We start from the raw sequence: 17,017 nt of genomic DNA on the forward strand, positions 1-17,017 counted from the left end.
ATCCGGATGGCGCGCCGAAGCCGCTAGTCCAGCTCATCCTCCGTCCGGGTACCGAACTGCAGTTCCGCCAGCCGTGCATAGAGCGGGCTGCTGGCCACCAGCTGCGTATGCCGGCCGATCGCCACCACCCTGCCCCGCTCCATCACCGCGATACGGTCAGCATTCTGCACCGTGGCCAGGCGATGGGCGATCACCAGGGTGGTACGGCCGCTCATCAAGGCCGGCAACGCCTGCTGGATGAGGTGCTCGCTTTCCGCGTCCAGGGCGCTGGTGGCTTCGTCCAGTAACAGAATGGGGGCATCCACCAGCAGCGCGCGGGCGATGGCCAGGCGCTGTCGCTGGCCGCCGGACAGGCCGATACCGCCCTCTCCCAGGCGTGTCTGGTAGCCCTGGGGCAGGCGGGTGATGAATTCATGGGCGTGGGCCGCGCGAGCAGCCAACTCCACCTCGGCGTCGCTGGCATCGGCTCGGCCGTAGCGGATGTTGTCCTCAACGCTGCCGTAGAACAGCGCGGGACTTTGCGACACCAGGGCAAAACAGCGGCGCAGCTCGGCAGGATCGAGCCGTTGCAGCTCGACCCCCTCGACCCGGATGCTGCCCGCCTGGGGGTCGAAGAAGCGCAGCAGCAACTCGAAGACCGTCGATTTGCCCGCTCCGGAAGGGCCCACCAGCGCAAGCGTCTCGCCGGCACGAACATCCAGGCTGACGCCATCCAGGGCATTCGTTTCAGGGCGACCCGGATAGGCGAAACGCACCGCCTCCAGCTCGATGCGCCCGCTGACCCGCGGCGGTAGCGCCATTCGCCCCTCCACCGGAGCCTGGATGGCATTGCGCGCCTGGAGCAGCTCCGCAATGCGTTCGGCCGCGCCGGCGGCGCTCTGCAATTCACCGATCACCTCGCTGATGGCGCCGAAGGCCGCACCTACGATCAGGCTGTAGAACACGAACGCCGCCAGGTCCCCCTGGGAAATCCGCCCGGCAATGACGTCGCTGCCACCGACCCAGAGCATCACCCCCACGGCCCCCAGCACCAGCACTATCACCAGGGTGATCAGAAAGGCGCGCTGGGTGATGCGCCGCCGCGCGGTGTCGAACGCGCCCTCCACCGTACGGGCGAAACGCAGACGGTCCTGGGCCTGGTGGTTGTAGGCCTGCACCGTCTTGATCTGTCCCAGGGTCTCGCCCACATAGCTGCCGACATCGGCGATGCGGTCCTGGCTCTGCCTGGACAGGCGCCGGACCCGGCGCCCGAACACCAGGATGGGCGCCAGCACCAGCGGCAGCGCCAGCAGCACGATGCCGGTGAGCTTGGGGTTGGTGATGAAGAGCAGGACGATGCCACCCACCAGCATGATGCCGTTGCGCAGCGCCATGGACAGGGATGAGCCGATCACCGATTGCAACAAGGTGGTGTCGGCAGTCAGCCGCGACTGGATTTCCGACGCTCGGTTGCTCTCGTAAAAGCCGGGATGCAGCTCGATCAGGTGGTCGAACACCCGTTTGCGGATGTCGGCGACGAAGCGCTCACCGATCCAGGACACTAGGTAGAAGCGGGTGAAGGTGCCCAGCGCCAGGGCCAGGATCAGGCCAAAGAACAGCATGATCGAATGCCGCAGCGCGGTTTCGGACTGGGTGGCCAGCCCCTGGTCCACCAACAGGCGAATACCCTGCCCCATGGAGAGGGTGATTCCGGCGGTGAACAGCAGCGCCAGCAAGGCGCCCGTCACCCGCCAGCGGTAAGGCGCGACGAAGCGCCCGGCCATGCGCAACGCAGTGCGCTGTCGAGAAGAAAGGAAGGATGGCATCAGCGCCTCGTTCGGCTCGCCTGGAACCTTACCCCGCGCTCCAGGCAGAAGGATTCAATCGCGGGCATCGAGGAACCGCCCCGCGTGGTCGGGCGTCGGCAGCAGGCAGCTGTCGTAGCGGCCGAAGAGCCGGTAGCGATTGCGGGCGATCCGGTCGTAACACCAGTCCCGCAGGGCCAGGGGCAGGAGGCGGAACAGCGCCAGCAGCGGCCAGGGCGCCGGCAGCTGGCGCAGGATGCGCGCAATGGCCTCGGAGCGGACGAACAGGACGCGACCCTCGACATAGAGCAGGGTTGCGAAGCTGTCAGCGGGCAGGCCGAACCAGCGCAGGATCGCCTGCCCTTCCGCAGACTGCACCGCGGCCAGCTTGAACAGCCGCGTCCGGTCATGGCGGATGATGAACTTCACCCAGCCATTGCACAGCTTGCATACCCCATCGAAGAGCACGACGCGCTCGCCGGGGCGGATATGGGGCGGATACTGCTCGGCATCCATCGCGATGGTCCTGCATCCACGGGAATCTGCCCTCGATGGTAGCCGACCTCCCGCGAAACCGGTGAATGGCCTCAGTCCGCGTCGCCCCAGCCCAGGGGATAGAGCAGCTCTTCCTTGTAGCCGGCCCAGACCCGCACTGCATCGGGGAAGGCTTCGTCCAGGGCCGGGTCGCCGCTGTCCACCAGCAGCGGCCGGCCTTCCAGGGTGCCGAGCTTGCGCTTGGTGGCCACTACTCGCAGGTGTTCGAGGCCGATGGCGCGCAGCACCCGCGGGCTGACCTGCTGGTTGCCGCGGCCGATGATATGGCCCTGGCCGCCGATGGCGGTGACCAGCAGGCGCGTCGGATGGCCGTTCACCAGCTCGAACAGCTGGGCTTCGGTGACGTCCCGGGCGATCACGGCGCCGTCCTCGATCACGTCCACCCCCAGCAGAGTGGTGTCCAACCCCAGGTTGGCGGCCAGGCCATGGAGGGTCGAGCCCGGACCGAAGACGTAGCGCACGCCCTCCTCCCAGCTGTCGCCCAGCCAGTCGGCCAGTTCCACCAGCACCAGCTCTTCCGACTCCACGCCACCCTGTTTGACCTGCTGCATGAACTGGCCCTCCACGGGCACCGTCAGCTCGCCGTACCAGCGTGCCGCGACCTTGCCGTCGCGCAGCGCGGCCTCGTCCAGGTCGCGCACCTCGCCGCTGGCCAGGCGTACCAGGCCGCCCGCCACCAGGCGCCGCGCCAGCTCACCGGCGGCACGCGGGCTGATGGCGTAGACCCCGGAATGGATCTTCACCCCAGCGGGGATGCCCAGCACCGGCTGCCCCTCGCGTACCACGCTGCTGACATCCCGCGCCGTACCGTCGCCACCGGCGAAGAGGATCAGGGCAACGCCGGAATCCTGCAGGGCTTCGACGGCGTGGCGGGTGTCGTCGGCGCTGGTCGCCGGTCCGTCGAGGTGACCGAGTACCCGATGGGAGAAGCCCATCTCCGCCAGCAGATCGGCGCCCATGGGACCGGGGAAGGTGAGGAACTGGATGCGCCCGACGAGCGGCAACAGGCATTCCAGCGCCAGGCGGGTGCGTGACGCCGCACGGGGCTCGACGCCTCTGGCGAGGGCCTCTGCGGCGACCCCGTCGCTGCCCTTGAGCGCCGCCGGGCCACCCAGACCGGCCAGTGGGTTGATAATCAGCCCCATATGGAACGTGGACATGCTAAACCTCGTACTGAACTCGCACCCCGTGCAGGGGTCCATCCACCAGGACCAGGACACTCGCAGTTGGCATGTTCGCTGCTAGTTTTCCTGGTCTTTCGTTTTTCCGGCGCGCCATTGGCGCCGACTGTCACTGCGTGTTCATCTAGCCTACCTAGACTGCGCGCACTACCTGAAGAGGAGACAGGCCATGAGCTTGCACGACAGCACTTCCGATCGCCGCGTGATTCCGCTGCGGCAGCGCCGTCCCGTGGGCGGAGCCATCATCGACGCCCAGGGCCGTGAGATTCCGATCACCGAGAGCATGATCCAGCGTGCCTGCCAGGAGCTGCACAAGCAGTTGTCCGCCGAGCTGAAACAGGCGTGAGATCCCAGGCCCGGGGCAACCCCGGGCCCCTCGTCACACCAGTTCCGCGCCCAAGGCGCGGACGATGCCCGCCAGCGCGGGGGCATCACCCTTCAACCGCACCCGCAAGCCGTCGATTTCCCGGCGCACGGGATAATGCTTGCGCAGGTCATCGAAGGCGGCCCGGCGCCGGGCCTCGTCGCCCACCAGGCTGCGGCGAAAATCCGCATCGTCGCGGCGCGGGTCGTACACCGCGCGACAGAGGGTCGCCAGCGCCCAGTCCGGCTCGCAAGCCGCATCCAGGGTCAACTCGTCCAGCCAGGGCGCCGGCAACAGTTCATCCAGCTGCACGCGTTCCACCTGTCCACTTGCCCGGCACCAGGCCTGGTACACCTGTGCCGTGCCGCGCAACTTGCCATCCAGGCTGTAGCCGGCGATATGCGGCGTGGCGATGCGGCACAGCCGCGCCAGTTCCACGTCCACCCGGGGCTCGCCCTCCCAGACGTCCAGGACCGCGCGCAGGTCGGTGCGGCGCCCCAGCAGCTCGCGCAAGGCGCCGTTGTCCACCACCGCGCCACGGCTGGCATTGATCAGCCAGGCGCCGGGGTGCAGGCGCTCCAGGCGCCCCTTGTCGAGCAGGTGGTGGGTCGGATGGTCGCCGGCGGCATTCAGGGGGGTGTGCAGGCTGATGACATCGCACTCGCGGAGAATGTGCTCGAGATCGACGTAATCGCCGCCTTCGGCAGCCTGGCGCGGCGGATCGCAGACCAGCACCCGCCAGCCGAGGCCCCGCAGCACGTCCACCAGGCGCCCGCCCACCTGGCCGGCCCCCACCACGCCGAAGGTGCGCGAGGCGAGGTCCACGCCCTCGTCCTCGGCCAGCACCAGCAGGCTGCCCAGCACATAGTCCACCACGCCGCGGGCGTTGCAGCCGGGGGCGCTGGACCAGGCGATGCCGGCTTCGTGGAAGTAGTCGAGATCCAGGTGGTCGGTACCAATGGTGCAGGTGCCGACGAAACGCACCGGAGTCCCGGCCAGGAGGGTACGGTCGACGCGGGTCACCGAGCGCACCAGCAGCAGGTCGGCGTCGGCGAGGGCAGCGGCATCGATGGCGCGGCCGGGCAGGCGGCGGATTTCGCCCAGGCCGCCGAAGAAGGCGTCGACCAGGGGGATATTTTCGTCGGCAACTATTCGCATGGCAGGCTCCAGCAGAGAGACCGACATTCTACGCAATCGCCCCGACCTGCGCCCGCGCGGCAACCCACGGCCCCTCTTTTCTGACCAAGGCGTCAGGGCGTAGACTACGCCTCCCTCAGCCTCCACGTCCCGTTCCGCCGGCAGCCTCTTCTGCAAAGGCTGGGACAGTGAAAGGTCGCGAGCCCGTCGCGACCAGGCAGCATCCAGATCCCAGCCAGCCACCTTTTGCATGGACACCACCGGTACGCCCGGAGGATGCCTTATCGATATGGAACTATCACAGACCCAGTCCCAACCCCGTTTCAGCCGTGCCAGCACTGAACTGCGCGCCCTCCTCAAGCTGGCGGCGCCGATCATGGTCGCCCAGCTGTCCAACTCCGCCATGGGCTTCGTCGATGCGGTGATGGCTGGCCGTGTCAGCCCGCGCGACCTGGCTGCCGTTGCCCTCGGCAACTCCATCTGGATTCCGGTGTTCCTGCTGATGACCGGCATCCTGCTGGCCACCACCGCCAAGGTCGCCGAGCGCTTTGGCGCCGGCAAGCAGGAAGAGACCGGTCCGCTGGTACGCCAGGCCCTCTGGCTGGCCCTGGTGGTGGGCCTGTGCGGCGCCCTGCTGTTGCAGGGCGCCCGCCCGGTGCTGCAGCTGATGGACGTGGATCCGGACCTGATCGACCCCGCCATGGGCTATCTCCAGGGTATCGCCTTCGGTTTCCCCGCCGTGGCCCTGTACTACGTGCTGCGCTGCTTCAGCGACGGCCTTGGCCGTACCCGTCCGAGCATGGTGCTGGGGATCGGCGGCCTGCTGCTGAATATCCCGTTGAACTACATCCTGATCTACGGCCACCTCGGCATGCCCGCCCTGGGCGGCGTGGGCTGTGGCTGGGCCAGCGGCATGGTGATGTGGTTCATGCTGCTGGGCATGCTCAGCTGGGTGAGCCGCACCCCGGTGTACAAGCCGAGCCGGCTGTTCGAACGCTTCGACAAGCCGCAACTGCCGGTGATCAAGCGCCTGCTGTCCATTGGCGGCCCCATCGGCATCGCGGTATTCGCCGAGTCGAGCATCTTCGCGGTGATCGCGTTGCTGATCGGCGGCCTGGGCGCCACCGTGGTCGCCGGCCACCAGATCGCCCTGAACTTCAGCGCGCTGATTTTCATGATTCCCTACGCCCTGGCGATGGCCGTCACCGTGCGCGTCGGCCAGGCCCTGGGGCGCGGCGAACCACGGGCGGCGCGCTTTTCCGCCGGCGTCGGCATCGGCGCCGCGCTGGCCTACGCCTGCCTGTCCGCCAGCCTGATGCTGTTGTGCCGCGAACTGATTGCGAAGATGTATTCGCCCGATCCTGCGGTAATCGCGGTGGCGGCCATGCTGATCGTCTACTCCGCGCTGTTCCAGTTCTCCGACGCCATCCAGGTGGCTGCCGCCGGTGCCTTGCGCGGCTACCAGGACACCCGCGCGACCATGATCATCACCCTCTTCGCCTACTGGGGCATCGGCCTGCCGGTGGGGTACGCCCTTGGCCTGAGCGACTGGCTGGGTGAGCCGAGCGGGCCCAAGGGGCTCTGGCAGGGGCTGGTGGTGGGCCTGACCTGTGCGGCGGTGCTGCTCAGCCTGCGGCTGGCGCGCAGTTCACGGAGAAGGATCAGGGTGTAATGAATTCGCTCCCACAGGGTTCAATCGTCGGGATGGGCCGTAACGGCGGCCCGGGCCTGGGGGTGGACAGCGCTTTTCTGTCCACCTGGCGTGCCTGCCCGCAGGTGCGGGGATTGGCCTCGCCTGGTGGAAATCGCTTGGCGATTTCCACCCTACATCCGGATTCCCCCCGGCCGAGCGCGCGTGGTCATTACTCGTCGGGATGGGCTGGGACAGCGGCCAGGGCCTCCCAGTAGGCCGGGGTCAGGTAATCCCGCCCGGCCAGCAGGTGCTCCAGGTAGCTACGGGTTGGCCGGAGGCCGTCCTCACGCATCGCCGGGTTGGCGACATAGACCCAGGCCGGTTGCACGCCATGGCCGGTGATGATCGGCATGCGCTCGCGGCTATAGAAAATGGGCGTTCCCTCGAACGGGTCCATCTTCCAGATCTCGTCCTCATGGGTCAGCCGGTAGAGCACGCCCTCCACCACGCCGCCCCGCTGGTGGCGGATATTGGCGTAGGAGCGGCCGGGGCGGTCGTGGGCTCGCTTGTCGAAGCATAGTGCATAGCCTTCCAGGCGCCCCGCCAGGGCTTCGCTGAAGGCCAGGCCCCGGCTGCGCATGCGCGCCGGGTTCATGTTGGAACCGTAGGCGAAGTAGAAGGACATCAATCGGCCTTCTTGCGGATCCAGTAGTAGTAGGTTCCCTGCTCTTCGGACTGGTCCAGCAGTTCATGGCCGAGGAAGACACAGAACTTGGGGATATCGCGCCGCGTCGAGGGATCGGTGGCGATCACCTTGAGCAGGCCGCCAGCCGGCAGGTCGCGCACCTTGTTGTGCAGCATCATCACCGGCTCTGGGCAATTCAGGCCGGTGGCGTCGAGGATGGCATCAGGCTGTTGGGACATGGGGCACTCCGAAAATCTGGCCGCTATTGTGGCGCAACGCGGCGTATCCGCCCAGCCTTGCCGGCCTTGACTGCGACGTCCGGGCACAGCGGCACACAACCCTGGATGAGCACCGCCGGCCCGGCGACTCGAGCAATCTGCACGGGTCATCCCTGCCGGGGAAATCCCGATGCGCCTCGCCAGCCTGTTTCTCGCCCTCCTCCTGCTCGGGGGCTGCGCCGCCCGCCAGGTGAAACTGGCCGCCGCCAGTGCGCTGCTCCAACCGGGTGATGAACTGGGCCTCGAGACCAGCGGCTTCAGCGGCCAGTACCTGTTCAACAGCTCCTGGAATCCGCGCGAAACCACTCCCAGGGGCGGATCAGCCTTCCCGCGTTGCTGCCCCCTGGACGCGCCCCTGGCCAGTCAGTGAAAGCCGGCGCAGCATGGAGTGAATTCCGGGAGGCTGCGACATGCCCGAAGATTCCGAGCGCCGATGGTGCGTAAAACGTCTGGATGACAATGGCAACGTGTTCGTCCTGCGCGCCGGCCTGACCCGCGACGAAGCCGAGTGCCTGGTCGCGGAGTACCAGGCGCGGGGGCACAAGCAGAGCTATTGGGTGGAGCGGGTCGAGCTCCCGTAGGTTGGCGCCAAGCGCAGCGCGGCCCGACGATGCGCCGTGCTCGCGATCGTTGGACTTCGCCAGCTCAGCCCAACCTGCGGTACTACCCTTGTGGGAGCGAATTCATTCGCGAATGAATTCGCTCCCACATCAGCGGACCGATCACAACCTGCGCAAATGACAGGTCACTTCCTCGCGGTCGTGGTAGAGCTGCTTGCAGGCGATGGATACCTTCAACCCTCGCCCTTTCAGCCCATCGTCGATGCGCGCCAGCAACTTCCGTACCTCCGCGCAGCGCTGTTTCATCGGCAACTTGAGGTTGACCACCGCCTCCTGGCACCAGCCCTCGCCCAGCCAGGTCTCGATCAGCGCGGCCGTGCGCGCGGGCTTCTCGACTATGTCGCAGACCATCCAGTTCACCGGTCGCCGCGGTTTGAAGGTGAAGCCATCGGCGCGCTGGTGTTCGACGAAGCCCGAATACATCAGGCTCTCGGCCATGGGGCCGTTGTCCACGGCGGTCACCTTGATCTCCCGCTGCACCAGCTGCCAGGTCCAGCCGCCGGGGGCGGCGCCCAGGTCCACGGCGGTCATGCCCGGAGCCAGGCGCTTGTCCCAGTCGCCACGGGGGATGAAGTGGTGCCAGGCCTCTTCCAGCTTGAGAGTGGAGCGGCTCGGCGCCTCGCGGGGGAACTTCAGGCGCGGGATGCCCATGGGCCAGAGCGCGGAATTGTTCGATTCGGCCAGGCCGACGAAGGCCTCGCGACCACTGCGGAAGGTCAGCAGCAGGCGCGGCAGCTGCGGGTCGTCCTTGAGCCGCCCGGCCTTGGCCAGGGCCGCGCGCAAGGGGTTCTCGAACTTGCGGCAGAAGGTGGACAGTTCCTTGCCTTCATTGGTGTCCAGCACCTCCAGCCAGAGGCTGCCGCAGACCGGATAGCCCGCCAACGCTTCCAGCAATACGCCGATGCGGTCGGTTTCCGGCAACTGGACGTATTCGCCCCGGGCCCACTGGCGGGGGAAGATCAACTGATTGAAGCGCAGCTTGCGCATCAGTCGCTCGGCGCCGCCGGGCTCACTGCAGACGAATTCGGCGCAGGCGCTCTGGGGCCTGGCCTTGGGGTAGCCGGCCACAGCCAGGCGGGCGGCGTGCTCGGCGATCTCGGCACAGACCTCAGCCTCGAAGCCGGGGCGGCAGTGCAACAGCAGGGTGTTCATCGGGGGCTCCTCCTGGGCGCGCACTATAGTTGCGCGACGGCCGTTTTCACACAGGCCCTCGAGTAAATTCCTACAGACACTGAGCCTATGCCGGGGGAACTCCGCGCGCCTCCAGCCGGTCGGCTGAAATGGCGAGCCCCGCCAAGCAGAGCTAGTTTCTTAGATTCTGTACGTGCAGCCGGCCCATGCCGTGTGGGCCAAAAGGAGATAGTGCGATGCCTTCCCTGGATAGCCTGAACTGCCGCCGCAGCCTCGAAGTCGCCGGCAAGACCTACCACTACTTCAGCCTGCCCGAAGCCGCCAGGCGCCTCGGCCCGCTCGACAAACTGCCCATGTCGATGAAGGTGCTGCTGGAGAACCTGCTGCGCTGGGAGGACGACGAAACCGTCAGCGCGGCCGACCTCAAGGCGCTGGCCGCGTGGCTGGGGCCGCGCAGCTCGGAGCGCGAGATCCAGTACCGGCCGGCGCGGGTGCTGATGCAGGACTTCACCGGCGTCCCGGCGGTGGTCGACCTGGCCGCCATGCGTGCCGCCGTGGCGGCGGCCGGTGGCGACCCGCAGCAGATCAACCCCTTGTCGCCGGTGGACCTGGTGATCGACCACTCGGTGATGGTGGACCGCTTCGCCTCCCAGGCCGCCTTCGAACAGAACGTCGAAATCGAGATGCAGCGCAACGGCGAGCGCTATGCCTTCCTGCGCTGGGGCCAGCGCGCCTTCGACAACTTCAGTGTGGTACCGCCGGGTACCGGCATCTGCCACCAGGTCAACCTGGAATACCTGGCCCGCACCGTCTGGACGCGCGAGGAGGACGGCGTCACCTGGGCATTCCCCGACACCCTGGTGGGTACCGACTCCCACACCACCATGATCAACGGTCTCGGCGTGCTCGGTTGGGGGGTCGGCGGCATCGAGGCCGAGGCCGCCATGCTCGGCCAACCGGTGTCGATGCTGATTCCCGAGGTGATCGGCTTCAAGCTCACCGGCAAGCTCAAGGAAGGCATCACCGCCACCGACCTGGTGCTTACCGTCACCCAGATGCTGCGCAAGAAGGGCGTGGTGGGGAAATTCGTCGAGTTCTACGGCGATGGCCTGGCCGACCTGCCCCTGGCCGACCGCGCCACCATCGCCAACATGGCCCCGGAGTATGGCGCCACCTGCGGTTTCTTCCCGGTGGACGAGATCACCCTGGGCTACCTGCGGCTGTCCGGCCGCCCGGACGAGACGGTGCAACTGGTGGAGGCCTACAGCAAGGCGCAGGGGCTATGGCGCGAGCCCGGCCATGAGCCGGTGTTCACCGACACCCTGGCCCTGGACCTGTCCAGCGTCGAAGCCAGCCTCGCCGGGCCACGCCGTCCACAGGACCGTGTGCCGTTGCCGCAGGTGCCCCAGGCCTTCGACGACCTGCTGAACCTGCAACTCAAGTCCACCGGCGCTGCCGGCCACCCCCGGGTGACGCTGGACGATGGCGCGAGTTTCGACCTGGAAGACGGCTCGGTGGTCATCGCCGCCATCACCTCCTGCACCAACACCTCCAACCCCAGCGTGATGATGGCCGCCGGCCTGCTGGCCAAGAAGGCCGTGGAGAAGGGCCTGGCCCGCAGGCCCTGGGTCAAGTCGTCGCTGGCCCCCGGCTCCAAGGTGGTGACCGAATACTTCCGCGCCGCCGGCCTGACGCCCTATCTCGACCAGCTCGGCTTCAACCTGGTGGGCTACGGCTGCACCACCTGCATCGGCAACTCGGGGCCGTTGCTCGAGCCCATCGAAAAAGCCGTACAACAGGCCGACCTGACCGTGGCCTCGGTGCTTTCCGGCAACCGCAACTTCGAAGGCCGGGTGCACCCGCTGGTGAAAGCCAACTGGCTGGCATCGCCTCCCCTGGTGGTGGCGTACGCCCTGGCCGGCAGCGTACGGATCGACCTCGGCAGCCAGCCCCTGGGCCAAGGCAAGGACGGCCAGCCGGTCTACCTCAAGGACGTCTGGCCGAGCCAGCGGGAAATCGCCGAAGCCATCGCCAAGGTGGACACCGCCATGTTCCGCAAGGAATACGCCGAAGTCTTCGCCGGCGACGACAAATGGCGGGCCATAAAGGTGCCCGAGTCCGATACCTACGCCTGGCAGGCGGACTCCACCTATATCCAGCATCCGCCCTTCTTCGCCGACATCACCGGTGCCCCGCCGAAGGTGGAAGACGTAGGCCAGGCACGCATCCTCGCGCTGCTGGGCGACTCGGTGACCACCGACCACATATCCCCCGCCGGCAACATCAAGGCCGACAGCCCGGCCGGACGCTACCTGCGCGAGCATGGTGTCCAGCCTGCCGACTTCAACTCCTACGGCTCGCGGCGCGGCAACCACGAAGTGATGATGCGCGGCACCTTCGCCAACATCCGCATCCGCAACGAAATGCTCGGAGGCGAGGAAGGCGGCAACACCCTGCACGTGCCCAGCGGCGACAAGCTGGCGATCTACGACGCCGCCATGCGCTACCAGCAGGAAGGCACGCCCCTGGTGATAGTGGCCGGCAAGGAATATGGCACCGGCTCTTCCCGCGACTGGGCGGCCAAGGGCACCAACCTGCTGGGGGTGAAGGCCGTGATCGCCGAGAGCTTCGAGCGCATCCACCGTTCCAACCTGGTGGGCATGGGCGTGCTGCCCCTGCAGTTCAAGGACGGCGAAAACCGCAAGAGCCTGGGCCTGACGGGCAATGAGACCCTCGCCATCAGCGGCCTGGACGGCGCCAGTCTGCGCCCGCACATGGACCTGCGCCTGGAGATCACCCGCGAGGATGGCAGCAAGCATCAGGCGCAGCTGCTGTGCCGCATCGACACCCTGAACGAAGTGGAGTACTTCAAGGCTGGCGGCATCCTGCACTACGTGCTGCGGCAATTGCTGGCGGACTGATCTCCCGGTAGATCGGCCCGACCGCCCCCCTGAACCCGCGAAGCCCAACGACTGCAATCGTTGGGCTTCGTCCTGCCTGGCAGGCATCAGCCCCAGGAGGTCCTTTCCCCCATCCGCCCCGCCATCGCACAGGGCGGGCCCGGGCGTAATCCGGGTAGACTAGCGCGCAAAATAAAAGGCTCAACCTTAGGGCCTGAATGCCGATAGATGCTGTAGGCCTTGCGGAAGGACACCCATGAGAAACAACCAACCCATCACCCAGCGGGAGCGCAGCTTTCCCGCCGAACAACGCCTGATCTCCACCACGGACAGCAAGGGCATCATCACCTATTGCAATGAGGCATTCATCGAAATCAGTGGCTTCAGCCGCGAAGAACTGATCCGCTCGCCGCACAACCTGGTACGCCACCCGGACGTGCCGTCGGCGGTATTCGGCCATATGTGGGCCACCCTGAAGAAGGGCCGGCCCTGGATGGGCGTGGTGAAGAACCGCTGCAAGAACGGCGACCACTACTGGGTCAACGCCTACGTCACACCGATCTTCGAAGGCAGCCAGGTCACCGGCTACGAATCCGTGCGGGTCAAGCCGACCGCCGAGCAGGTGCGCCGGGCCGAGGCCCTCTACCAGCGCCTGAATACCGGCAAGCCGGCCATTCCCCGGCGCGACCGCTGGCTGCCAGTACTCCAGGACTGGCTGCCCTTCATCCTGATCAGCCAGATCGGCTTCCTCATCGGCGCCTGGCTGGATTCCCATTGGGGCTTCCTCCTCGCGGCCCTGCTCTCGGTGCCCCTGGGCCTCATCGGCCTGGCCTGGCAGAACCGTGGCATCAAGCGCCTGCTGCACCTGGCCGACCAGACCACCTCGGACCCGCTGATAGCCCAGATGTACACCGATAGCCGCGGTGTCCAGGCGCGGTTGGAAATGGCCATGCTCAGCCAGGAAGCCCGTCTCAAGACCTGCCTGACCCGCCTGCAGGACACCGCCGAGCACCTCGCCCAACAGGCCCGCGAGGCCGATGCCCTGGCCCACACCAGCTCCGAAGGGCTGGAACGCCAGCGGGTGGAAACCGAACAGGTGGCCGCCGCGGTCAACCAGATGGCCGCCACGACCCAGGATGTCGCCAACAACGTGCAACGCACCGCCGATGCCACCCAGCAAGCCAACCGCCTGACCAGCCAGGGCCGGACCATCGCTGCCGAGACCCGCGAGGCCATCCAGCGCCTTTCGCGGTCGGTGGGGGAAACCGGCGAGACCGTGACGCGCCTGGCCCAGGACAGCAACCAGATCGGCGGCGTAGTGGATGTGATCAAGGGCATCGCTGACCAGACCAATCTGCTGGCGCTGAACGCCGCCATCGAGGCCGCCCGCGCCGGCGAGATGGGCCGTGGTTTCGCAGTGGTGGCCGATGAAGTGCGCCAGCTGGCGCAGCGCACCGCCGAATCCACCGGACAGATCCACCAGCTGATCGCCCAGCTGCAGAAGACCGCCATCGAGGCCGTGCACACCATGGAAAACGGCCGCCGTCAGGCGGACGAAGGCGTCGAGCGCGTGCTCCAGGCCGACCAGGCGCTGGTGGGGATCAGCGAGTCGGTCGCCAACATCGCCAGCATGGCCGACCAGATCGCCGCCGCCACCGAGGAGCAGAGCGCGGTGGCCGAGCAGATCAACCAGAGCATCGCCAGCATCGCCCACCTGGCCGACCAGACCTCGGGCGAAGCCCAGCGCACTGCCCTGCTCAGCGAAGAACTGACCCACACCGCCCAGGGGCAGTACTCCCTGGTGGACAGGTTCAATCGCTGAAACCCTGTCACGAAGGAAGGGCGTCGCAAGGCGCCCTTTCTCTTCTTCGGCTCAGCCCATGATCAGGTGGACCATCAGCTCCTTGTGCAACGGATCGCTCTGCGCCACCAGCAAGGCGATGGCAGCCAGGGCGTTGTCGTTGATCTTCAACTCGCCATCCGGCTTCAGGTGATGCCGGTTGCGTTGCAAAGAACCAGATGAAGAGAAAGGCGCCGATGCGCTTGTTGCCATCGGTGAAGGGGTGGTTCTTGATCACCAGATAGAGCAGGTTGGCGGCCTGTTCCTCGATGCTGGGATAGAGGAACTGACCACCGAAGGATTGCACTATGTTGCCCAGCAGACCCTCGAAGCTTTCATCCTTGGGCCGGCCGAACAGCTCGCTGGCCTCGCCTCTGCCGATCAGGTCCGCCTTGAGCGCTGCGATTCCCGCCTTGGCATCGGCTGGCTCGATTACATAACGGATGTCCTCGGCGAAGCCGTCCCGGGTGAGCCGTTCGCTGTCGAACTGGTTGAGCAGCACGAAGGTGCGGGCGTATCCGGCAATGACGCTGACCAGCCCGCGTGCCTCGGGCAGGCTGGCCTGCTCGATCAGGCCTTCGCGAAGCAGCGTGAGGGTCCGCTGCAATTGCTCGATCCGCTCGCGCTGCTGGTTCAGACGATGCCGATTGAGGGTGTAGCCCTGCAGCAGGTGCTCCTTGAGCACGCGGTTGGCCCAGATGCGGAAGCGGGTACCTTGAACCGATTTGACGCGGTAACCGACCGAGATGATGACGTCGAGGCTGTAGTGCTCGACATCTCGCCCCACCTCGCGACGCCCCTCCTGCCGAACTATCCGGAAATTCCGGATAGTTGCCGCCTCTTCCAATTCGCCCTCTGCGAACACGTTGCCTATGTGTTCGCTGATGGTTCGCACATCCTTGTCGAACAACTCCGCCATCTGCCGCTGGGTCAGCCAGACGGTCTCCTTGTCGAGGCGCACCTCGGTCTCGGTAACGTGTTCCCCTTCGCGCTGGTAGATGAGTACCGGCAGTGGCTCCTGCAGAACGTCCATGTCGTAGTCCCTTGCTTGTGCTGATGGACTCCGCAGTCTGCTTGCCTCTCGCCGGCCCGGCGGCTGATTGGCCTGTCAGGAACGTCCTTGTTCCCCGATCTACCGTCCTACTCCTGCGTGCGTGTAAATCCGCATCATTTCGCCAGGAACTCGGCCACGGCCTCCGCCGCACTCTCCAGATGCTGCTCGTGGGTCAAGCCCGACGCCTTGAGCGGTTTCAGGTCATGGTCCGCCGCCGCCAGCCAGTGCAAATGGACGGCATCCGAAAGGCTGTAGCCCTCCACGGTGAGGCGGTCGCCCATGGCGTCACGCTCGCCCTGAATGATCAGGGTCGGGCTCCTCAGGTCCGCCAGGTGGGCCACCCGGGGCTTGTCCGCCTTGCCCACGGCATGGAAGGGATAGCCCAGGCAGACCAGGGCGTCGGCCCCCAGTTCGTCGGCCAGCAGGCTGGCCATGCGCCCGCCCATGGACTTGCCGCCGATTGCCAGCTTCCCTGTGACCTGCTGTCGCACCAGGGCATGGATTTCCCGCCAGCAGGCCAGCAATCGTGCCTGGGGATTCGGCGGCCGCCGGCGGCCGTCCTCGCGCCGCGCGACCATGTAAGGGAACTCGAAGCGCACCACCGCAACCCCACGGGCGGCGAGCCTTTGCGCCATGTCCTCCATGAACGGGCTGTCCATGGGCGCACCGGCGCCATGGGCCAGGATCAGGGTGCTTGAAGCCGGCTCATCCGGCCTGTTCCACAACAGCATTCAGTCTTCTCCGTCAGTTAGGGGCCATTGATCCAGATCAATGGTCGTCCGGGGGGCTTTCACCATGCTTGCCACGCAATCCAAAAACCGTGGACGGAAGCCCATAACATGAGCACAGCAACCAGTACCGCCTACAACTACAGGGTGGTCCGCCAGTTCGCCATCATGACGGTGGTGTGGGGAATCGTCGGGATGGGGCTCGGCGTTCTCATCGCCGCACAACTGGCATGGCCGGAACTCAACTTCAACCTCCCCTGGACCAGCTTCGGCCGCCTGCGCCCACTGCATACCAATGCGGTGATCTTCGCCTTCGGCGGCTGTGCGCTGTTCGCCACCAGCTACTACGCGGTGCAGCGCACCTGCCAGGTCCGGCTGATCTCCGACAAGCTGGCCGCCTTCACCTTCTGGGGCTGGCAACTTGTGATCGTGCTGGCCGCCATCAGCCTGCCGATGGGCTGGACCAGCTCGAAAGAATACGCCGAGCTGGAGTGGCCGATCGACATCCTGATCACCATTGTCTGGGTCAGCTACGCCATCGTCTTCTTCGGCACGGTGGCCAAGCGCAAGACCAAGCACATCTACGTGGGCAACTGGTTCTTCGGCGGTTTCATCCTCACCGTGGCCCTCCTCCACCTGGTGAACAACCTGGAGGTCCCGGTCACCCTGACCAAGTCCTACTCGCTCTACTCGGGCGCCACCGATGCCATGATCCAGTGGTGGTACGGCCACAACGCCGTGGGTTTCTTCCTCACCGCCGGCTTCCTCGGGATGATGTACTACTTCGTGCCCAAGCAGGCCGAACGCCCGGTGTATTCCTACCGGCTGTCCATCGTGCACTTCTGGGCGCTGATCACCCTGTACATCTGGGCCGGCCCGCACCACCTGCACTACACCGCCCTGCCGGACTGGGCCCAGTCCCTCGGCATGGTGATGTCCCTGGTGCTGTTGGCCCCCTCCTGGGGCGGCATGATCAACGGCATGATGACCCTCTCCGGCGCCTGGCATAAGCTGCGCTCCGATCCCATCCTGCGCTTCCTGGTGGTCTCGCTCGCCTTCTACGGCATGAGCACCTTCGAAGGCCCGATGATGGCCATCAAGACCGTCAACGCCCTCTCCCACTACAC

At 66.5% G+C, this 17,017-nt stretch carries 16 protein-coding genes; 7 read left to right on the forward strand and 9 right to left on the reverse strand.

Annotation, left to right across the window (positions count from 1 at the left end; translation table 11 throughout):
- Positions 1–23 precede the first annotated feature (23 nt).
- The 3 genes from ACFPU0_RS12310 to ACFPU0_RS12320 all read right to left on the reverse strand — a co-directional run bounded on the left by ACFPU0_RS12310 (position 24) and on the right by ACFPU0_RS12320 (position 3,499).
- Positions 24–1,805 (reverse strand): ABC transporter transmembrane domain-containing protein, encoded by a 1,782-nt coding sequence (locus tag ACFPU0_RS12310; protein WP_377693286.1) that lies wholly within the window; start codon positions 1,803–1,805, stop codon positions 24–26.
- Positions 1,806–1,859: 54 nt separating this feature from the next.
- On the reverse strand, positions 1,860–2,300 hold the full coding sequence (locus ACFPU0_RS12315) for a thiol-disulfide oxidoreductase DCC family protein (RefSeq protein ID WP_377693287.1): 441 nt from the start codon (positions 2,298–2,300) through the stop codon (positions 1,860–1,862).
- Between the two features lie 71 nt (positions 2,301–2,371).
- Positions 2,372–3,499, reverse strand: coding sequence for an ATP-NAD kinase family protein (locus ACFPU0_RS12320; RefSeq protein ID WP_377693288.1), 1,128 nt, complete (start codon positions 3,497–3,499; stop codon positions 2,372–2,374).
- Between the two features lie 190 nt (positions 3,500–3,689).
- Here ACFPU0_RS12320 and ACFPU0_RS12325 point away from each other — a divergent pair, with 190 nt between their 5' ends.
- A complete protein-coding gene (locus ACFPU0_RS12325; RefSeq protein WP_377693289.1) occupies positions 3,690–3,866 on the forward strand; it encodes a PA1571 family protein in 177 nt (58 codons plus the stop codon).
- Positions 3,867–3,899: 33 nt separating this feature from the next.
- On the opposite strand, the gene pdxB is transcribed toward ACFPU0_RS12325, so the two are convergent.
- Complete coding sequence (pdxB, locus tag ACFPU0_RS12330; RefSeq protein WP_377693290.1) at positions 3,900–5,042, reverse strand: 4-phosphoerythronate dehydrogenase PdxB; 1,143 nt, start codon at positions 5,040–5,042, stop codon at positions 3,900–3,902.
- A 268-nt stretch (positions 5,043–5,310) separates the two neighbouring features.
- On the opposite strand from pdxB, the gene ACFPU0_RS12335 reads away from it, so the two are divergent.
- Positions 5,311–6,693, forward strand: a complete 1,383-nt coding sequence (locus ACFPU0_RS12335) for an MATE family efflux transporter (protein WP_377693291.1) — start codon at positions 5,311–5,313, stop codon at positions 6,691–6,693.
- 190 nt (positions 6,694–6,883) lie between these two features.
- On the opposite strand, the gene ACFPU0_RS12340 is transcribed toward ACFPU0_RS12335, so the two are convergent.
- Positions 6,884–7,339, reverse strand: a complete 456-nt coding sequence (locus ACFPU0_RS12340) for a gamma-glutamylcyclotransferase family protein (protein WP_377693292.1) — start codon at positions 7,337–7,339, stop codon at positions 6,884–6,886.
- Positions 7,339–7,578 carry a sulfurtransferase TusA gene (gene tusA, locus ACFPU0_RS12345; protein ID WP_377693293.1) on the reverse strand — a complete coding sequence of 80 codons (240 nt, stop codon included), beginning with the start codon at positions 7,576–7,578 and terminating at the stop codon, positions 7,339–7,341. Before tusA ends, ACFPU0_RS12340 begins: the two co-directional genes overlap by 1 nt.
- Positions 7,579–7,747: 169 nt before the next feature.
- On the opposite strand from tusA, the gene ACFPU0_RS12350 reads away from it, so the two are divergent.
- Both ACFPU0_RS12350 and ACFPU0_RS12355 read left to right on the forward strand, forming a co-directional pair.
- The gene (locus tag ACFPU0_RS12350) at positions 7,748–7,987 is read left to right on the forward strand and encodes a hypothetical protein (protein ID WP_377693294.1); all 240 of its coding nucleotides are present in this window, start codon (positions 7,748–7,750) and stop codon (positions 7,985–7,987) included.
- A 40-nt stretch (positions 7,988–8,027) separates the two neighbouring features.
- The gene (locus ACFPU0_RS12355; protein WP_377693295.1) at positions 8,028–8,198 is read left to right on the forward strand and encodes a hypothetical protein; all 171 of its coding nucleotides are present in this window, start codon (positions 8,028–8,030) and stop codon (positions 8,196–8,198) included.
- A 141-nt stretch (positions 8,199–8,339) separates the two neighbouring features.
- Here the strand turns inward: ACFPU0_RS12355 and rlmM are convergent, their stop codons facing one another.
- The gene (rlmM, locus tag ACFPU0_RS12360) at positions 8,340–9,389 is read right to left on the reverse strand and encodes a 23S rRNA (cytidine(2498)-2'-O)-methyltransferase RlmM (RefSeq protein ID WP_377693296.1); all 1,050 of its coding nucleotides are present in this window, start codon (positions 9,387–9,389) and stop codon (positions 8,340–8,342) included.
- Positions 9,390–9,604: 215 nt separating this feature from the next.
- On the opposite strand from rlmM, the gene acnA reads away from it, so the two are divergent.
- Positions 9,605–12,289 (forward strand): aconitate hydratase AcnA, encoded by a 2,685-nt coding sequence (gene acnA / locus ACFPU0_RS12365; RefSeq protein ID WP_377693297.1) that lies wholly within the window; start codon positions 9,605–9,607, stop codon positions 12,287–12,289.
- A 235-nt stretch (positions 12,290–12,524) separates the two neighbouring features.
- Positions 12,525–14,090 carry a methyl-accepting chemotaxis protein gene (locus tag ACFPU0_RS12370; RefSeq protein ID WP_377693298.1) on the forward strand — a complete coding sequence of 522 codons (1,566 nt, stop codon included), beginning with the start codon at positions 12,525–12,527 and terminating at the stop codon, positions 14,088–14,090.
- Between the two features lie 7 nt (positions 14,091–14,097).
- On the opposite strand, the gene rhuM is transcribed toward ACFPU0_RS12370, so the two are convergent.
- Both rhuM and ACFPU0_RS12380 read right to left on the reverse strand, forming a co-directional pair.
- Positions 14,098–15,141 (reverse strand): RhuM family protein, encoded by a 1,044-nt coding sequence (gene rhuM, locus ACFPU0_RS12375; RefSeq protein WP_377693299.1) that lies wholly within the window; start codon positions 15,139–15,141, stop codon positions 14,098–14,100.
- A gap of 134 nt (positions 15,142–15,275) precedes the next feature.
- Positions 15,276–15,893, reverse strand: coding sequence for an alpha/beta family hydrolase (locus ACFPU0_RS12380; protein ID WP_377693300.1), 618 nt, complete (start codon positions 15,891–15,893; stop codon positions 15,276–15,278).
- 108 nt (positions 15,894–16,001) lie between these two features.
- Between ACFPU0_RS12380 and ACFPU0_RS12385 the strand changes: the two genes are divergently transcribed.
- A partial coding sequence (locus ACFPU0_RS12385) for a cbb3-type cytochrome c oxidase subunit I (RefSeq protein ID WP_377693499.1) occupies positions 16,002–17,017 on the forward strand: 1,016 nt, incomplete at its 3' end.

It is taken from the genome of Pseudomonas sp. GCM10022186 (assembly GCF_042656385.1).
Taxonomy (GTDB): Bacteria; Pseudomonadota; Gammaproteobacteria; order Pseudomonadales; family Pseudomonadaceae; genus Metapseudomonas.